Annotated in this window: 16 protein-coding genes and 5 pseudogenes; 8 read left to right on the top strand and 13 right to left on the bottom strand. The window is 57.9% G+C overall.

From position 1 onward, the window contains the following. Positions 1-54: 54 nt before the first annotated feature. Positions 55-1,158 (bottom strand): glycosyltransferase family 2 protein, encoded by a 1,104-nt coding sequence (locus tag RGCCGE502_RS30800; RefSeq protein WP_016558146.1) that lies wholly within the window; start codon positions 1,156-1,158, stop codon positions 55-57. Positions 1,159-1,161: 3 nt separating this feature from the next. Next, entirely contained in the window at positions 1,162-2,328 is a 1,167-nt protein-coding gene (locus tag RGCCGE502_RS30795; RefSeq protein ID WP_019280435.1) for an acyltransferase family protein, read from the bottom strand. 685 nt (positions 2,329-3,013) lie between these two features. Between RGCCGE502_RS30795 and RGCCGE502_RS30790 the strand changes: the two genes are divergently transcribed. After that, positions 3,014-3,820 carry a phosphate/phosphite/phosphonate ABC transporter substrate-binding protein gene (locus tag RGCCGE502_RS30790; protein ID WP_016558144.1) on the top strand — a complete coding sequence of 269 codons (807 nt, stop codon included), beginning with the start codon at positions 3,014-3,016 and terminating at the stop codon, positions 3,818-3,820. Here RGCCGE502_RS30790 and RGCCGE502_RS38405 read toward each other — a convergent pair. Further along, a pseudogene (locus RGCCGE502_RS38405) lies at positions 3,735-4,025 on the bottom strand (oligopeptide/dipeptide ABC transporter ATP-binding protein); the annotation flags it as partial. The gene RGCCGE502_RS30790 and the pseudogene RGCCGE502_RS38405 overlap by 86 nt on opposite strands. A gap of 516 nt (positions 4,026-4,541) precedes the next feature. Between RGCCGE502_RS38405 and RGCCGE502_RS30785 the strand changes: the two are divergent. Then, a pseudogene (locus RGCCGE502_RS30785) lies at positions 4,542-5,286 on the top strand (fatty acid desaturase); the annotation flags it as partial. A 14-nt stretch (positions 5,287-5,300) separates the two neighbouring features. Here RGCCGE502_RS30785 and RGCCGE502_RS30780 read toward each other — a convergent pair. Beyond that, entirely contained in the window at positions 5,301-5,945 is a 645-nt protein-coding gene (locus tag RGCCGE502_RS30780; RefSeq protein ID WP_040676011.1) for a TetR/AcrR family transcriptional regulator, read from the bottom strand. A gap of 88 nt (positions 5,946-6,033) precedes the next feature. Between RGCCGE502_RS30780 and RGCCGE502_RS30775 the strand changes: the two genes are divergently transcribed. Then, positions 6,034-6,807 (top strand): SDR family oxidoreductase, encoded by a 774-nt coding sequence (locus RGCCGE502_RS30775; protein WP_016558141.1) that lies wholly within the window; start codon positions 6,034-6,036, stop codon positions 6,805-6,807. Positions 6,808-6,824: 17 nt separating this feature from the next. Here the strand turns inward: RGCCGE502_RS30775 and RGCCGE502_RS30770 are convergent, their stop codons facing one another. Beyond that, entirely contained in the window at positions 6,825-7,151 is a 327-nt protein-coding gene (locus RGCCGE502_RS30770) for a hypothetical protein (protein WP_016558140.1), read from the bottom strand. 25 nt (positions 7,152-7,176) lie between these two features. After that, positions 7,177-7,821 carry a plasmid pRiA4b ORF-3 family protein gene (locus RGCCGE502_RS30765; RefSeq protein WP_016558139.1) on the bottom strand — a complete coding sequence of 215 codons (645 nt, stop codon included), beginning with the start codon at positions 7,819-7,821 and terminating at the stop codon, positions 7,177-7,179. 184 nt (positions 7,822-8,005) lie between these two features. On the opposite strand from RGCCGE502_RS30765, the pseudogene RGCCGE502_RS30760 reads away from it, so the two are divergent. Then, a pseudogene (locus tag RGCCGE502_RS30760) lies at positions 8,006-8,254 on the top strand (hypothetical protein); the annotation flags it as partial. Positions 8,255-8,391: 137 nt separating this feature from the next. Further along, positions 8,392-9,896: pseudogene (locus RGCCGE502_RS30755) on the top strand (phospholipase D-like domain-containing protein). 45 nt (positions 9,897-9,941) lie between these two features. Here the strand turns inward: RGCCGE502_RS30755 and RGCCGE502_RS30750 are convergent. The 4 genes from RGCCGE502_RS30750 to RGCCGE502_RS34780 form a co-directional block, all read right to left on the bottom strand. Further along, positions 9,942-10,139 (bottom strand): hypothetical protein, encoded by a 198-nt coding sequence (locus RGCCGE502_RS30750; protein ID WP_016558137.1) that lies wholly within the window; start codon positions 10,137-10,139, stop codon positions 9,942-9,944. A gap of 192 nt (positions 10,140-10,331) precedes the next feature. Then, complete coding sequence (locus tag RGCCGE502_RS30745) at positions 10,332-10,946, bottom strand: general stress protein (protein ID WP_016558136.1); 615 nt, start codon at positions 10,944-10,946, stop codon at positions 10,332-10,334. 40 nt (positions 10,947-10,986) lie between these two features. Further along, positions 10,987-11,304, bottom strand: a complete 318-nt coding sequence (locus RGCCGE502_RS30740; RefSeq protein WP_016558135.1) for a hypothetical protein — start codon at positions 11,302-11,304, stop codon at positions 10,987-10,989. Between the two features lie 382 nt (positions 11,305-11,686). Further along, on the bottom strand, positions 11,687-11,917 hold the full coding sequence (locus tag RGCCGE502_RS34780) for a hypothetical protein (RefSeq protein ID WP_141652443.1): 231 nt from the start codon (positions 11,915-11,917) through the stop codon (positions 11,687-11,689). 45 nt (positions 11,918-11,962) lie between these two features. Here RGCCGE502_RS34780 and RGCCGE502_RS34775 point away from each other — a divergent pair, with 45 nt between their 5' ends. Both RGCCGE502_RS34775 and RGCCGE502_RS35065 read left to right on the top strand, forming a co-directional pair. Continuing rightward, positions 11,963-12,265 (top strand): hypothetical protein, encoded by a 303-nt coding sequence (locus RGCCGE502_RS34775; protein ID WP_141652442.1) that lies wholly within the window; start codon positions 11,963-11,965, stop codon positions 12,263-12,265. Between the two features lie 208 nt (positions 12,266-12,473). After that, entirely contained in the window at positions 12,474-12,620 is a 147-nt protein-coding gene (locus RGCCGE502_RS35065; protein ID WP_016558132.1) for a DUF1127 domain-containing protein, read from the top strand. Positions 12,621-13,109: 489 nt separating this feature from the next. Here the strand turns inward: RGCCGE502_RS35065 and speB (RGCCGE502_RS30725) are convergent, their stop codons facing one another. Further along, positions 13,110-14,198, bottom strand: a complete 1,089-nt coding sequence (speB, locus tag RGCCGE502_RS30725) for an agmatinase (RefSeq protein WP_016558130.1) — start codon at positions 14,196-14,198, stop codon at positions 13,110-13,112. 272 nt (positions 14,199-14,470) lie between these two features. Here speB (RGCCGE502_RS30725) and speB (RGCCGE502_RS30720) point away from each other — a divergent pair, with 272 nt between their 5' ends. Beyond that, positions 14,471-15,382, top strand: a complete 912-nt coding sequence (speB, locus tag RGCCGE502_RS30720) for an agmatinase (RefSeq protein WP_016558129.1) — start codon at positions 14,471-14,473, stop codon at positions 15,380-15,382. Here the strand turns inward: speB (RGCCGE502_RS30720) and RGCCGE502_RS30715 are convergent, their stop codons facing one another. Beyond that, entirely contained in the window at positions 15,383-16,735 is a 1,353-nt protein-coding gene (locus tag RGCCGE502_RS30715) for an LLM class flavin-dependent oxidoreductase (RefSeq protein WP_016558128.1), read from the bottom strand. It lies immediately after the preceding gene. Positions 16,736-16,831: 96 nt separating this feature from the next. Continuing rightward, a pseudogene (locus tag RGCCGE502_RS30710) lies at positions 16,832-17,092 on the bottom strand (type 2 periplasmic-binding domain-containing protein); the annotation flags it as partial. Position 17,093 lies beyond the last annotated feature (1 nt).

Raw genomic sequence — 17,093 nt, 5'->3', positions numbered from 1 at the left:
GCCTCGGCGAGTGATAGGCGCGTGTTCGTGCGAATTCGCGGTACTTCCCAGCCATCATGCGAGCCCCTGAAGTGGCCGTACAGTTCTGGCAGGCACCGATTGATAGTACCGCGCCATGAGATCCATGCGCCGGGTCGCGCCATCTGAAAACCTGCACAGCCATGGTGCATAAGCGGCGGATAGAAGGCCGTATCGCTCTCGACGCCGGATGAGCTGCCACTTTCCCGTCTGCGTGAGAAACGCGTGTGTGAGCTCTGGTCGCTGCTCATCAATGATGAGCTGATACAGGAAATAGAAGAAGCATAAGATCCCGTGCGCATAGCTGGAGGATGATCGGCCTGATTGCTCGGCGATTTTTCTTTCGATCGTTAGAATGCAATTGGCAGCACGGCGTACTGTCTCAGGGGTGACCGCCACACCAATGTCATGAAGGGCGCCGGGATCGTCGCAGAGAGACTGCCGTTCGAGGTTCTCCGCCACGATCTTCAGGTGGGTTCGGCGCATTTGCCGTTTGTGCCTGCTTGAGACGCTGTCGCTGTGAATACGATAGGCAACCAGGCTCTCATCGATCATCGCCGCTGGAAATTGTCGCGCAATTCGCCCGAACAGATCAAAATCCTCGGCATGGACGTAGCCTGCGTCATATGCCAGCATGTCTCCAGGAATGACGTTGCGGTTGTACATCACCGTCGAGTGCAAGAAGATAGTAAAGAACATCGACAATATGTGCCAATCGCCAGTCTGATAGATCGGATTTGGTCTGCCACGTACCACCCGATTGCCGAGAAGCTGATCGATGCCGGTACCACTGATTGCGAGCTGAGGCTGCTGTGCAAATAGCGCGACCTGGCGCGTGAATCGGGATGGGTAGGAAATATCGTCTGCATCCATTCTGGCGATAAGATCGCCTTTCGCCAAGGCGACGCCCTCGTTCAAAGTCGCAATCAGTCCGCGATTCTCGCGTGAGACGATACGGATACGATCGTCGCCATTTCGATATCGTCGGAGGACCTCCAGCGAGCCATCGGTCGACCCGTCGTCAAGCGCAATGACTTCAAAGCGCCTGTAGTCCTGGCGTAGAATGCTCTCGAGTGCGGCGGCAACGTGGCGTTCGCCATTATAGACCGGCAGCACGACGGAGATCAGCGGAAAAGACATTCTTCAGCTCCCACGTTCATCGCGGTTGGCATAGCTGGGGCGATAGGCTGAAGCGTCATACTCCCGCGCGTCGGCCTTGTTCAGCTGGATCGGCGATGAGGTGTGGGCTTGCGCGGGGCTGATATAGGGGAAGTAGCGTTTGAGCTGGTTGAGCGGCCTCTCGAATGTCAGCCAGGAAATCGAAGCCAGCATCAATGTGGCCGCGGTCGCAATCACAAAACGACCCGGACCCTGCTCGGAGACGTTGACGGGGATCCAGGGCTGAGCCTTGACGACCAGCGAAAGCACAACTGGATGAAAGAGGTAAACACCGTAGCTGATGCGTCCGATGGTGGAAATCGACCGGCGTTCCAGGATGCGGCCGAATGCCCCGCTCACGCCAGAGGAACAACATCCAACCAGCACGACGAGTGGTATCACGGGAAAAACCTCCGCACCGATCCACGTCAGCCATTCTAGGGCTGGTGTCATGGGCACTGACTTCAACCAAAGGAACATGATAGCGGCGGCGGTCAGAGGGGCGAGGCTTAGGCCAATCCATCGGGGCCAAACCTCAGTTCTTCTTCGATGGACGGCCAGCAGGGCGCCGGCCACGAGCGCATCCACGGATGCTGGAGGAAGAAGGTCACGCGCGAGGGATGGTGTGGCGGTAAATGGCCAATAGAATCGATAGGCCAGCGAGAACGCTATGATGGCGACGCAGATCGATGCAATCAACCGGCGCGGAGCCAAGAGAATCACCAGCGGCCAGGCGACGTAAAACTGCTCCTCGATGCTCAAGCTCCACGTGTGACACAATACCCAGGGCGTCCATTCGTTGCAAAGCGCGTACCAGAAGTTTGATAGATACAGCGCGTGCCACTTGATGCCGTCCCTAGCTCCTTCAAGGTTGACGAGGCAGATGAAGCCCAACATCGCGAAGTAGGGAGGAAATATCCGCAATGCACGGCGAATGTAGAACGCTTTCAGCACAGTATCAGGTTGATAGTCGACGGTAAAACGCGCCTCTAACAGGAGCCGTGTTATCAGGAAGCCGCTAAGGACGAAGAACAAACGTACCCCGAGATGACCCAGAACTGATCCATCGACTGCGAAGAAATGGTGGTAGAGGACCATTGAGACGGCAACAGTCCTAAGTCCGTCCAGTTGCCGGTCGCGTGCAGGTGACATGTATCCCCTCGGCCTATTAGGACACTCTCCTTGCCAGAGCCTTTCCCGTTGGCATTCTTGCAGCGGATTTTGCTGCTAATTGTTCCGTCCCGGACGAGACGGACTGAAGTATCGACGCAGGCGCAAAAATTCTGGCGGATTCGGGCCAAACTGTGACCCCGGCGCGCGATCAGACTTTGGTCCGATGCCCGCGCCTCAGCGCTGACCGCGATCTGATGGAAAGGCGCTTATCTTTCCCGAACCTCCGCACTGATTGGGCACGCTAGGTTGATGTCCGCGAGTTGCCGCGGAACTGTCTGAGTTTGTTGAAGAACCTCTCGAACAGCTTGCGTGATAGACCACGCGCTTAAAGGATGCTGGTCAACGACTTACACCTGTCGGGCCACAGGCAAAAAGCGCTCAACGTTGGTTTTCACCGGCAAGCTGGCGCCTGAACATGATCGTTACAGGGACGCGGGAACGGCTACGTCATTAAGCCAGTCAATTATTGAACCTCTGCGGCATCACCTTCCGGGACAGATGGGAATGTCACACACGTGATCCGGAAACAGATCAAGTCGTCATAAACGATCCGGAAAAATATCAATTTCGATTGCTTGACGGGGATCCATCCTCTCGCGCAGAAATGCCATTGCTATTCAGAAATCCGTGTATTGCACGGATTTTCCACGTTCGGAGTTTGCTCATGTCCTTTGCCAGCCTCGCCATGTATGTCAGCCCACCGCCGATCGCGGAGGCGACGCATCTATTCTGGGAGGCACTCAGCAAACGCATTCGCGGGCTGGGAGTTGACGCGCCGGACAGCCTGGACGATGACATTCGCTACGACGAGGCCTGGGTCAGGCCGGACCTGTTCTTCGGCCAGACATGCGGATATCCCTACGTGCAGCATCTCCGGGGCAAGGTGCAGCTTGTCGCTTCGCCGGTCTATGGGCTTGCGGGCTGTGACGGTCCGCTCAAATGCAGCTTCATCATCGTCAATGCCGATTCAACCATTGCCTCCGTCGAGGACCTCCGAGGCACGCGGGCCGCGATCAACGAGCCGGGGAGCAATTCCGGCTACAATCTCTTTCGCCATTTCATCGCGCCGCATGCAATTGACGGGCGCTTCTTTTCCTTGGTCCTCGAAACGGGCGGGCATCGCGAAAGCATCGATGCGGTGACCCGCGGCGAAGCGGATGTTGCAGCGATCGACTGCATCACCTTCAGCAATACGCTGCGCTTCGATCCGGAACGTGTCGCCGGCGTGCGCGTTCTGGCGAAAACGGCGAAAGGACCGGGCCTGCCGTTCATAACGGCCGCATCCACGCCCGCGAAAGATCTCGTGATCCTGCGCCGGGCGCTTGCCGAAACGATCGCGGACCCGAACCTTGTCGCAGTTTGTGACACGCTCTCCCTGCGCAGCATCAGCCTGCTCGGCGATACCGAATACGAGAGGCTGGCGGAACTCGATCGACAGGCTGCGCGTCATGGCTACCCCGCGATCGCTTGAGGAGTGATGACAGGCGCCGTTGCCAGCGGGGATGGCATGCGCAGCTACGATTTCCCGGTCCGGCCTGAAGCACGGGGACCTCGCTTGCGCATCGCTGCTGAGCAAGCGGGCAGCGCGTATGAAAGCGACAACCGGAAGGCGGCCTGCTGGGAATCGGTAGCTGCCCGGAAAGCAGGATATGTTTGCCACGCCGATCCGCATAGAGCGTGAGATTGGCTGAAAGAAGAGCCTGCGTATAGGGATGCGCGGCGCTCGAAAAAGTGCGGCCGTCGGACCGCTTTCAACGACCCCAAGATACATCACCGCCACGCGATCCGTCACGCGGCCGATGACATTGAAATTGTGGGAGATCAGGAGATAGCTGTGGCCAAGGCGGGTCCCGCAGCGGTACCGCAGTATTCGCAGCATGTTTAGAAGATTGCCCTTTACGGAAATAATGAGGCCGGCCGCTCGTCTGAAACGACGATCGACGGTTCAGCGGCAATCACGTGCACAAGCACGACGCGGCGCACAATTTTGGTGAAGTTTAGCCGAAGCGTACTTTGTAATATGGCGAGGTGTACCGCGGTAAAAGCGGCTCGAGGAAAATGCTATATTCTGTTTCGACATTGGGTCGCACGCCGATTTTCTCAAAACGCTTTAAAATAGACATACTTTATTTTCTTTGCATTCGCCGACCCCTACGCTCATGCCGTTGTTGGGAATCATGCATGCAGGGCAAATGGCGGGCAGCGCATATCGGTCGGCGAGTTCAGTCGAATGGCCGACGGTATTTCTGGCGGTAACCATTTATGGCGGGTTTTTGCCGTTACGTGGTGGTGGCAGTCCTTGCCGCTGATTGTGGTGATGATTGCGGGTGGCTGGCTGGTTGCTGGCATGGATCTCTTCAGCATGAGGTCATTCACGGTCATCCCACGCGGCATCGTTGGATCAACGATGCCATCGGTGGGTCCCACTCTCACTGTGGTTGCCGTATCCGATCTACAAGGAGACCCATCTCGACCATCACCGGGATGAATATCTGACGGACCCGATCGAGGATCCGGAGTCCTACTACTTTACGACCACCGTGGCGCCAGCTGGGCAAGACTGGTCGGCGGCTGGCGCAATGGAACACCACCTTGTTGGGACGGCTGACGATCGGCCCTGCCATCATGTTGTTGAGTTTTCTGACGCAGGAGTGGCGTCTTCTACGCGATGGTCGGCGGAAACGGCGCTCCTCATGGGCGTGGCATGGCCTCGGTGTGGCCTGCGTCCTGTTCTGGATCGTGGTCCTTTGCGAGATGCCACTTTGGCTCTATTTCCTCAGCTTCGCCTATCTTGGGGCCGCGCTTTCACGATTGAGATCCTACGCCGAGCATCGTTACGCGGATCACCACGAAGAGCGCACGGCGATTGTGGAGAATAGTTACCTCTTCGGACTGCTGTTTCTCCATAACAACCTGCACGTCCTGCATCATCGCCGTTATTATCTTAGTGGTTAAGTGTCTTCATCCGAATTCCCGCTCGAGGTTTGACGCTTTCCGGGCCAGGCGGTGAGTGCGATGTCAATCAGCCGCTTCAGCCGCACATTGCAGGCGCCGTCGCAAGCTTGAGCAGACATGCCCTGGATGATCGCACCATAAAAGCGCGCGAGCGTGTCGGTATCGGTTTGCGCCGGCAATTCGCCATTCTCGACGGCACGGTCGAAGCGGGCTTTGAGGGTCTGCATTGACGCCTCACGCAAGGCTGCCGTGATACGCGCGACGGATGCATTTTCTTCCGCATGCTGCAAGACGGCCGTTGAAACCATGCAACCTCGCGGTTTACCTGGCTGGGTATCGCCGTCAGCGATATCGTAAAGGTAAAGGCGCAGGGCTTCGTCGATCGGGAGACGGGATTGCAGGATTTCCATCCGGCGACTGTTTTCATGAGCAATGCTGAAATCGAGCGCCTGACGGTACAACTCTTCCTTGGAACCGAAGGTCGAATAGAGGGTCGGCGGATTGATCCCCATGGCCTTGGTGAGGTCGGCGGTCGAGGTTCCTTCGTAGCCGCGTTCCCAGAACAGGCGTGCCGCGATGTCGAGTCCGACGTCGCGATCGAGCACGCGTGGTCTGCCTCGTTTGCGGGCTGGCTCAGTCATTAAAATAGTGACCCCTATTAAAATATTGGCAGTCGTTCCTTCACCCTTATTGTAGGGATCACTATTTACTTTAGCAACGGAGTGAACGATGTCCCAACGACTCCCTGACAAGATAGCCCTCATCACCGGAAGTTCGCGCGGTATAGGCCGGGCCGCTGCCCTTGCGTTTGCGAATGAGGGTGCCGCGCTGATTGGCGTGCACTACACCGCTAATACGGATGCAGCCAATGCCACGGTACGGGACATCGAGGCGCTCGGCGTCAAGGCGGTCGCCGTAAAGGCCGATCTCAGACACGGCAAGGAGGCGGCTGACAGCCTCTGGGCGCAGTTCAGCGAAGCTGCGCGTAAGGAGAGTGGCTCGTCGGTTCTCGACATTCTGGTGAACAACGCCGGCATCGCACCCGCTTTGCCATTGAAGCATACGAGCGAAGCCGCCTTCGACGAGGTGATGACGATCAACTACAAGGCTCCGTTTTTCCTAATCCAGGCAGTCGCCGACCACATTCGCGACAACGGCCGCATCATCAATGTCTCGACCGGGTTTACGCGGATAGCGGCGCCGACGCATCCGGCCTATGCGGCTTCAAAGGGAGCGCTAGAGACGTTGACTTTAGCCCTGGCACCTGGGTTTGGGGCTCGCGGGATTACGGTCAATGCCGTGCTCCCGGGTGTGACGGAGACGGATATGAATGCCGAGTGGCTGGCATCGCCGGACGCGCGTGCCGGTGCGGAAGCACTCTCGGTCTTCTCACGTGTCGGCCGGGCGGAGGATGTCGCCGATGTAATCGCCTTCCTCGCATCGAACGATGCGCGTTGGACAACGGGCCAGATGATTGATGCGACGGGTGGCGCCCGGATCTGATCGATCCCGACGCTCCGCTATGTTTGCAGCCATTCAAACCAAGCGGCATAGGGCATATTCTTGACGAGGTGCCGGTTGAGGTCCGGTTCCCCGTCAGGCCACCAGACCAGATCGCGCTCGCTGAGCGCGTTCTTGCCTTCATCGACCCGGCGGCGCGCTTGCGCGAAGTTGGCGGGATCGTTCCTCACATCCTGAATGGCTCGCTGCGCCGACATCAACTCATCGACCAGACGCTGCCTGGGCTCGTCCTCCAGCGCTGAATTGCCCTTTCCCCAAAGGCGGCCGCGCACCAGGGATTTGTTTCGCAGAGACTGAATGCCGTGCCATGGGTACAGATCTTTCATGCGTTTATTTCAAATGCTCGCTAAGTTATTTCTTCGGAACGGCTTTCGGCTTCGGTTGATATATGCCTCGCTTGACGTTTGAGCGCAGAGCATTGCGAAGATCCTTGTTGGCTATTGAAAAGCCGAACCATTCCGCATCCAAGTAGCCACCGCACCACCGAATGGTTTCGGCATATTCGGGATCTTCCGGGTCGGCGATAATTTCTTGAAACCGCTCATATCCCGACACGCCACCAACATCTTCGGGCGGTCGCGCCCTTTCGCCGGCGACGCAGGTCCCGTGTTTGGGCGTAGCAGTGAGCGTCAAGAACTCCTCGACCGCGACGGTGTGCCGCCAGCCATCCCCAAAATCATACTGGTAGCTGAAGACGGCACCTCTCTCGAAGTCCAGCAATTGAACCTCCCTCTGGTCGAAGACCCGACGATCGTCGTCGGTCGCATCGTCCGTCAGTGTCTCGACATCCCCATATCGCAGACCGCCGATGCAGAACTCATAGAAGTGATAGTTCCACCAGTTGAATGCGGCCTGAATTCCAAGATGCAAATGCTCCAGGTTCCAATGGACCGGCAGAACCAGACGGCGCCAGGCGTTCGGCTCGATCTCGTCGATGGAAACTCTGATTTGGACTGGTTTGCGGCTTTTAACATCGCAGGAATAAACAATTGTCACCGTTGGATTGGATCGTGGACCCCATCGACGTCAATGCGGTCGATGGGCTTGGCAACAGCGCCTTCTGGGAGGCTGTGACCACAGTCCGGGGGTGTCTCTCCGACCAAGGTCTTACCTAGGGAACTGGCCTTTAATTTGCCCGTTATGTGGCCACGGCCTAATAACCGCTTCAAAAGAGGTTCAAATGCTTCGCAAGATTAGCGTAGGTGCGGCTGTGTCTGCAGCGTTGATGTCAGGTTCGACGTCCGCCCAGTTGTCCACTGTCAGTGGCGATCCCGGCGGCGCTGTCACGGGTGAAATCGCAGGAGGCCCGGTCGGAGCTGCCGTCGGCGGCGTTGCAGGTGCAGTCGATGGCAAAGCCATCGATCGGCCTTCGCAGAAGGTAGTGACTTGTGTGCGGGATGCTCCGACACCCTCGACCAGCGTCGTTGTCAACGCTGTATGAGTTCACCTGACAGTTTTCCTCCGACCGCGATCCCGAACACCGCCATTGACGCAATGCGAGTTTTATCATTGAAAAGCGTGCGCGGCGCTCTAGGCGGCGAGACGACAAAAAATAGGGAAAATCCAATGCCGGAACTGCTTCAACCGTCGTCCAATATATGGCGGGCGGAGCAGGCTGACGAGTTTGCAATAATAATTGACGCAGACGACTATTTCGCCGCTGCCCGGGAGGCGATGCGATCGGCCCGAAAGTCGATTTTCCTCGTCGGCTGGGATTTCGATGCCTCGATCACCCTCGGCCGTCCAGGGGATCGATATGAAGGGCCGAGCCACGTCGGAGATTTTCTTCTATGGCTGACGAGGATGAACCCGGAACTTGAGATTCGGCTTCTCCTCTGGAATCCCGGTTTCCTGTCGAGCTGGGCGAAACTGTCGAACCTTCCGTATCTCCTGCGATGGAAGATCCATCGCCAGATCACTGTTCTTCTGGACGGCAACCATCCAGTCGGCAGTTCGCATCATCAAAAGATCCTGGTCATCGATGATGCGATCGCGTTCTGTGGCGGGATCGACGTCACGGCAGGGCGATGGGATACGCGCAAACACCTGGATGATGATCCGCTTCGCAGGCGGCCGAATGGGGTGTCTTACGGCCCTTGGCATGACGCTTCGAGTTTCTGCGCGGGCAGGCCGCAAAAGCGCTTGGCGACCTCTGCCGCTCTAGATGGAAATCGGCAGGGGGAGAGGAATTGGCACCGGTCGATTTTCCACATCTGCCGCCATCCATCGAGGGCGCCATTTCGTTCGGACCTGTGAACCTGGGAATTTCTCGCACAAGTCCAGCATATGGCGACCAACCGGGCGTCACGGAGATCGAGCGACTTTATGTTGACATGATCATGTCAGCCAAGAGGGTAATTTACGCCGAAAGCCAGTATTTCGCGTCCCGAATTATCGCTCAAGCTCTTGCCAAACGTCTCGAAGAAAATGACGGCCCAGAAGTCATTCTCATCAACCCGGTCAAGGCTGACAACTGGCTTGGCGAATTGGCGATGGACACAGCGCGGGCACGCCTGCGGGAAGCTCTGCGCCTTCATGATCCTCACAGGCGGTTTCGGATTTATCACCCGCTAACCGCTGATGGCGTGCCGATCTACGTTCATTCGAAGTTGATGATCGTCGATGATAAAGCCATGCGCGTTGGCTCCTCGAACTTCAACAATAGATCCATGCGGTTCGACAACGAGTGCGACGTTGCTTTCGAGGCCGGACAAGACGATTATCTGTCACGCAAACTTGTCCAGCTGCGCAATAGTCTGCTTGCCGAACACCTCGGCGTCGACCCTGATGAAGTCACACAAACTATTGGCCGCGCGAAATCGGTTATTGCAGCGATCGAGGAACTGAGGGAAATTCGGACGGTGGATCAGCCCGGAAACAGACCGACCCTCGTCCCCTATCACACCCCGGCGATATCCGACTTGGAGCAATGGCTGGCGGACAATGAGATCCTTGACCCGGAAGGTCCGGAGGCGGTGATGGAGCCGATGGAAAGGCGGGGTCTGTTCCGGGGACACCTGACAATTCCGTCAAAGAAGAAGTTCAAATCGGCGATAAGAGGAAAAAACTGAGGGAAGTTGCACTTGTGTGCCCTGCTCAACGATGGTGCGCTGGCGCTACGCTGCGGCTGCCCGCAAGGCGAATCTGGCTTCAAGCTCCCGAACCAGGGAGAGTAATGCTTCCCGCTCCCGCTCACGATCGGCTTCGACCACTTCCAGCTTTTTCACCAGCTGCTGATTCAGGATGTTGAGTCTCCTGATCTCGTTGATCACGTCGAGAATTTCAGAAACCTTGCCAAGTAACATGTGATCCATACACAACCTTTGATAGTCGAGGTCCCGCCTCAGAACCGAAGCTCGCGCGGCGGGGCTGATAATATGCGGACAGTCGATGGGGGGTCGCGCCGCTTCGCTTTTAGGTTCAGGCAACAAGGACACAACCCGCCGATCTATCTATCGGCGGGCTGTGGGGACCTCTAAAAGTATCCGTAGATGCCCACGGGATCCTTAGATACCCCGGGTGTTCCGGTAACGACCGCGTTCCTCCTCGACTTCCGCTGACGTATAAGGATCAAGCGTCGGATCGAATGATTTCCATCCTCCTTGCACGTAGGCATTTCGGCGGGCGGCGATATCGACGCGCGGCGACTTAGCGAGTATATCCTCTGCTGCACCGACTTGCGCATCGGGGACACGAGCTGTCACCAGGGTGCCGCCGCGACGAACGCCCTCAGCATAAACATGAGCGTCCCTTTCATCGACGCCGGCATCCGTAAGGGCCCCGATTAGTCCGCCAGCGGCGCCCCCGACAACCGCACCGGTTGCAGCGCCGGCCAAAGTCGCAGCCAGCCAGCCAGCAGCTACCACGGGACCCACGCCCGGTATGGCCATGATGCCAAGGCCGGTGAGGAGACCTCCCGCGCCACCGAGCACGGCGCCGATGCCAGCGCCTTTGCCCGCATCTTCGGCGGCATCATTGTCGTCCGCGCTGATTTTGTGGCGGCTGTCGCTGTTGTTGGAAACGACGCTGATGTCGTCGTGATCAATGCCGAGCGATCGGAGCTGGGAGACAGCGGTCTCAGCATCAGCATAAGAGTCGAAAAGTCCTGTTACGGTTCTCATTTAAATCTCCTTCATTTTTGGAACGATGAGTGTGCTCTGGCTACTTAGCGACGACGTTGCCCTGGTAGTCCAAACCGACCATCACGGACTTCGCACCCTTTTTGGCGCTGGCTTGCCAGATGCCTTTTTCATCAAGCTTCAGCCCCGTCACGTCGGAATAGCCAGCGTCTTCGATCCGCGACTTGGCCTGGCTTTCGGTAAAGCTGTTGGCCCCCTCGACCGGAGCTGTTGGGTTTGTCTCCGCAGGCGTTGCGACGGCCGGTGTTTTCGGATCCGTCGTCGGCTTGGGCGCGGTTTGCGCCAGTGCGGATGAAGCAGCAAGTACGGTGGCGAATGCCGCGAAAATCATTTTGTTCATCAGGGTTCCTCCGGATCTTTTCATGATGACGACGGGTAAGGAACTCTCCGCAGCTCTATAGGTTCCGTCTGCACTCGGCCCCCGGACTTTGGTCTGAGTCCTTGTAATTTCAGACAGTTAGAAGCTTATGATGTACGGGGCACTCCGCCTTGACGTTAAGCTAGTGGACGCCATCTCGTCCGCGGTCCTGGCGATTCCAGGCCGAATGGCCCCGTGGTGCATAGGACTCTGTTCCAACCCTCATGGAGCTCGTGGTCGCCGTCACCGAGACGCGACCGGTGTACCAATCGGCACGTTAAGCGAACTGAACGGCGCGGCGAGCATGGTATGTCCGAAGTTCAGGATATGAGCTTGAGACGCTCGAATGGCTCGAGATCCTCTGTCAGAACGAGTTGTGCAGCCAGGTATCGGCGGTGAGTTGCTGCACGACGAAATCGGCGACATCGGCGCGCGCGACCGTCCCGCCAGCACGCCCGAAAAGCTCGGTCAACCCCGAGACCGCGGCAAGCCGGCTTGTCGTTGAGCCCCTTTGGTCGGACGATCGTCCGATCGAGTGCGCTGGCCCGAATCGCATCCTCCTAATGGCCGGCAGCAGGGCGTTCGTGGTCGTCATAGACCGCATCAGGGGCAGGAAAAGCTGGTCATAGAAAAAGCCGCCATGACCACGGCTGTTGCCCGCACCCAACCAAGCGCCGGACATGTTGCGCCGCCATTGCCCCTGACGAGCGCCTGCGTCGCTGTCGACGGCATCCTCAGCCCCCGGAACGGGTTCATCGCGGTGCCCAAGGAATTGATGAAGGCATCACAGCCCGCAGCGGTACTGGCCAATGCGGCGGTGCCGCTGGCGTCACCTTCGATCAAGCGGTCCAGCAAGGTTGCTGGCTTCGGCCTCGAGCGCACAAGGGCCACGAGGCCGAGCCCGTTGGCCAAGGCTTGGCTGACGCTCAGCCCCGCGACGTGATGGATAGGCAGCTCTTATCCCACGCACTCCATTGCCCAAAAAACAGCCATCTAGCAATGAATTTAAAGGACCAATGCGCATGACGCATGGGTGCAATGAGCAATTGTCGCTGTTTTAAACCGATTGAAATGTCTATATTCCCATTATCGAAACGACGCCGGAACCAACCAAGCTGCCGACGTCCTAAGCCCTCGGAAAGGGGATTGTCATGAACGTAGCACGCTCTTTCAACAACTGGCGCAAGTTCCGGCAGACCGTCAATGAACTTGGTCGCATGTCAACCCGTGAACTGCAGGACCTCGGCATTGACCGCGCCGACATCCGCAGCGTGGCGCGCGCATCGATCGCGCGCTAAACTGCACAGCAATACAGTCTAGTGCTCAACGCCCGCTGATGACGCGGGCGTTTTTGCGAGGGTCCATTATGTCGGGGATCGGCTTGCCCGCTTGTTCCATCCCGAACCTTTCAGCCTTGTACTTTTTGCATAGGTGCAATGCAGCATACCGCATTGGCACTGCCCAAGTTTAGTGTACGATGACTCTTATCGAAGCGATGCACCTCCTCCCGCAAAGCTTCGTGTTTCAGACGGCCCACTCCTCCTCCCGGGGGCGTCTGCAGGAACAGCGGCACTCCTCCTCCCGGTCGCTGTTCGGTTCTTTTGGAAAAGCCTGCCGCACCTCCTCCCGCGGCAGGCTTTTTCGTTTTCCGGCGCATTCTGGGGTCAGTTCGGTGGCCGCTAGCGCGCGATCATGCTCGAAGCTTACCATCAGTTTGTCGCAGCCATGTCTTTGAGGCCGCGTTTGACGTTGGTTATCGCAGATGCCTGCCGCGGCCTGGTGAAGCATTACCGATCATCTGCCTGATGTTCACTTGTAGCGCTGTATGGTTCATGGCGTGCCACTGCCGGGCTGAACACCAGGAGGCTGAGGATCTCGAACAGAACCTGAGCGCCAGCGTGCGCCGTATTCGTCGTGCTGTCATATTGCGGCGATACCTCTACAAGATCGGCGCCAACGAGGTTCAGCCCCTTTAATCCGCGCAGCAGCTCCAATGCCTCGCGACTGGTCAGGCCGCCGATCTCGGGTGTTCCTGTGCCGGGAGCAAAGGCAGGGTCGAGGCTGTGGATATCGAAGGAGAGGTAGGTGGGGCCGTCGCCAACGACCTGCCGGGCCTTCTGGACGATCGCCGAAATGCCCATCGCTGATATTTTCTCGGCATGAATGACCGTCATCCCGGACTCGTATGAGAACTCCCAGAGGTATTCGGCTGACCCGCGGATGCCTATCTGAATAGTCCTCGTCGGATCGAGAACGCCATCCAGCACCGCGTTTCGCATGGGGCCACCGTGGTGGAATTTCGTCTGGTCGAAGGGTCCACCCGTATCGCAATGGGCATCGATGTGGATTAGACCGACCGGTTCCCTGGCGCCGACCGCCTTGAGAATAGGGTGCGTGATCGAATGGTCGCCGCCGACCGAAACCGGAATGACGCCAGACCCGACGACCTTGCTGATCATCGCCTCGATATTTTGATGACATTGTTCCAGTCGGTAGCGACTTTGGAACGGCAGGTCGCCAATATCGGCGACGCGCAAATCGTAAGCTGGGGCGCAGTCCAGGACGTGATTATATGGACCGATGCGCTCGATGGCGCGAACCGCCCGCGGCCCGAAGCGGGAGCCGGGGCGGTTAGTAACGCCGAGATCCATTGGCATGCCGATCACAGCCACCTGCAGGTCGCCGAAGTCAGGGGAAACGAAATTCACTTGCTTGTAAGGAAGTGCTGCGAAGGTCGAAATCCCGGAATAAGGAGCCGCCCGTGTGCCGCCCTTGAAGATCTTATCAGCTACCCTTCGGAAGCGAGGATCAAAGAATTCGGTACTGTCGGCAAACTTCCGGCGTAGATCTTCGAGATGCTTTTTTAATTCAACCATCGTTCGTCCCCTAATTGCGTGCGTCGTTGTGTAGATTTGAATTGCGTCAATGCAGATGACAACTGCTTTTGCCGTGGGCGATCGTAATCCATACCCGCTGTCTCTTTGTGCCGCCTGCCGATTGAGCATTATGAAAAGTTGGGCTTGCGCGAAAAGCAGCAGGAACACAGATTGAGCCAACATCAAGCAAAGGGCGGGAACGATGAGTGGCAATTTTTTTTTAACCGGTCGATGCTGCCGAAGTTCCGCGCTTTGCCGGACATTCAACCTTCATGCGTCTGCCCGCTGTGCAGACCGCGGTCGGGCTTGATGTGGCACTTGTCGGCATTCCCTGGGACGGCGGGACGACGAACAGGGCGGGCGCCCGTCACGGGCCGCGGGAGGTTCGCAATCAGTCGAGCCTCATGCGGCGCGTCCACCATGTCTCGGGTACCGCACCCTTCAGCATCGCCAACGTCGCCGATGTCGGCGATCTTTCCGTGAACCCAATCGACCTTGCCGACGGCCTCGATCGCATCAGAAAGGGAATGGATGCGATTGTCGCCGCCGGTGCCATTCCGCTATCGGTCGGGGGAGACCATTTGACGACGCTGCCCGTGCTACGTGCCGTGGCAAAAAACAGACCGGTCGGACTGATACATTTTGATGCGCACTCTGATACCAACGATCGCTATTTCGGCGACAACCCTTATACGCATGGGACGCCGTTCCGGCGCGCGATCGAGGAGGGTCTGCTCGACCCGAGACGGATCGTTCAGATCGGAATTCGCGGGTCGATCTACGATTCGGGGGAGCACGACTGGGCGAAGGAGCAGGGCATCCGGATCATCTACATGGAGGAGTTTGTCACCCGCGGCGCAGACGACGTGATGCGCGAGGCGAGAGAAATCGCCGGTGACCTGCCGACCTACGTTACCTTTGATATCGACTGCATCGATCCATCCATGGCCCCGGGAACCGGAACACCCGAGGCAGGCGGCTTCACGACCCGCGAGGCGCAGCAAATGATCCGCCTGCTGACCGGAGTTGAGATCGTGGGCGCCGACGTTGTTGAAGTCTCGCCGCCATTTGACCTGGCCGGCATGACTGCGCTTGCCGGCGCCACGATGATGTTCGAACTTCTCTGCGTCATTGCCAAACAGGTTGGTATTCGGCGCAATGCTGCCGGCGCGCCCGATCGTTGATTAGCCAGTGGTTTGCGCTTTGGCGAAACGATTGGTCGGAACCGAAAGGCCGAGGTTCTCCCGTAGCGTCTCACCCTCATATTCTTCCCGGAAGAGTCCGCGCCGGCGCAATTCCGGCAGAACGAGTTTCACAAAATCGTCGAGGCTGGACGGCAGCGTCGGGAACATCAGGATGAAACCATCCGCCGCACGGGTGTCGAACCACTCTTCCATGAAGTCGGCAATCTGTGTCGGCGTGCCGGTGATGCCATTGCCTGTGTGCTTCTCGGCGTAGTGGCGGACCAATTCACCGACGGTGCGACCGCTCTTGACGAAATCGGTGAGTTCCTCAAACAGCGCCCGCGACCCCTTTGGTTCCGTCGGCAATCGATCCATCGGAAACGGCTCATTCAACGGGACGCCGCGCAAATCGGCTTCGAGGAATTCGGAAAGCATCAAGCGACCGACATCCGGGTGCATCTTGTCGATGAGGTAGTTGACCTTGGCCTGCGCCTCGGCTTCCGTTTCGCCCACGTTCAGCACGACGCCCGGCATGATCTTGAGGTCGTCAGGATTACGTCCGAAGGCCGGCATCCGGGCCTTGACGTTTTCATAGAATGCGCGGTTTCGCTCGATGTTCGAAGCGAGGCTGAAAACGATCTCGGCCGTGCGCGCTGCCATGTCCATCCCGGGTTCCGATCCGCCGGCCTGCGCAATGACTGGCCGGCCCTGCGGTGAGCGCGCAATGTTCAGCGGTCCGCGCACCTGGAAGTGCTTGCCTTTATGATTGAGCGTATGGTGTTTGGTCTTGTCATAATAGACACCGCTCTCCCGATCGAGCAGCAAGGCGCCATCCTCGAAGCTGTCCCAGAGACCGAAGACGACATCCACAAACTCGTTTCCGCGCTCATAGCGTAGTGCGTGCGGATCCAGCCCCTCGCGGTTGAAATTGTAGCCCGTCTCGTCGTGGTCCGAAGTGACGACGTTCCAGCATACCCGCCCGTGGCTCAAATGGTCGATCGAGGCAAATAGGCGGGCGACGTTATAGGGTTCATAATAGCTGGTCGATACGGTGGCGACGAGACCGAGCTTCTCCGTCGTCACCGCAAGCGCGGCGAGCAGCGACAATGGCTCGAAACGGTTCATCTTGGTGGGAACGCGCGCAAGAGCATCCGGGTCGCCGACAGCGGCGGCTGGAGAATCGGCCATGAACATGAAATCGAGTTTCGCCGCTTCAGATCGTTTGGCAACATCGAGCAGGTGGCTAAAATCGTTGGCGCCGTGAACGTCGCTTGCCGGATGCAGCCATGAGGCCGGGTGAAAGCCGAACGTATAGACGAATGTACCCAATTTCATCTTGTCGGTACGCGTCATCCCACTCTCCCGTTGGATTAGAACTTCGATTGGCCAAGGTAGCGCCACGCGGCTTTCCTCATCAATATCGCAACGCTGACTTCCGCTTTAGTTTTTCTAAAAAGTCGCAGGCGCGGAGATTTGCGCCTGCCGCCGCGAGATCGCCATGACCCAATCGCGAAACTCCGAGCCATAAGGCTTTTGCAGCGCCGAGCGGTCCCAAGCGAGGAAGTAACTCTCGCGCAGCGGCAACCTGATATCCACCGGTATGATCAACGTGTGCGCTTCCAATTCGTCCGCGATCATCGACATCTGCGCGAGTACGATTCCGCGCTTGTTGACGGCGGCGTCGATGGCGTTGCTCGACAGGGTAAACGCG

The sequence above is a fragment of the Rhizobium grahamii CCGE 502 genome (genome assembly GCF_000298315.2).
Taxonomy (GTDB): domain Bacteria; phylum Pseudomonadota; class Alphaproteobacteria; order Rhizobiales; family Rhizobiaceae; genus Rhizobium; species Rhizobium grahamii.
Note: the sequence above shows the minus strand (reverse complement) of the source record. Positions and strands in the feature narration are given on the sequence as shown.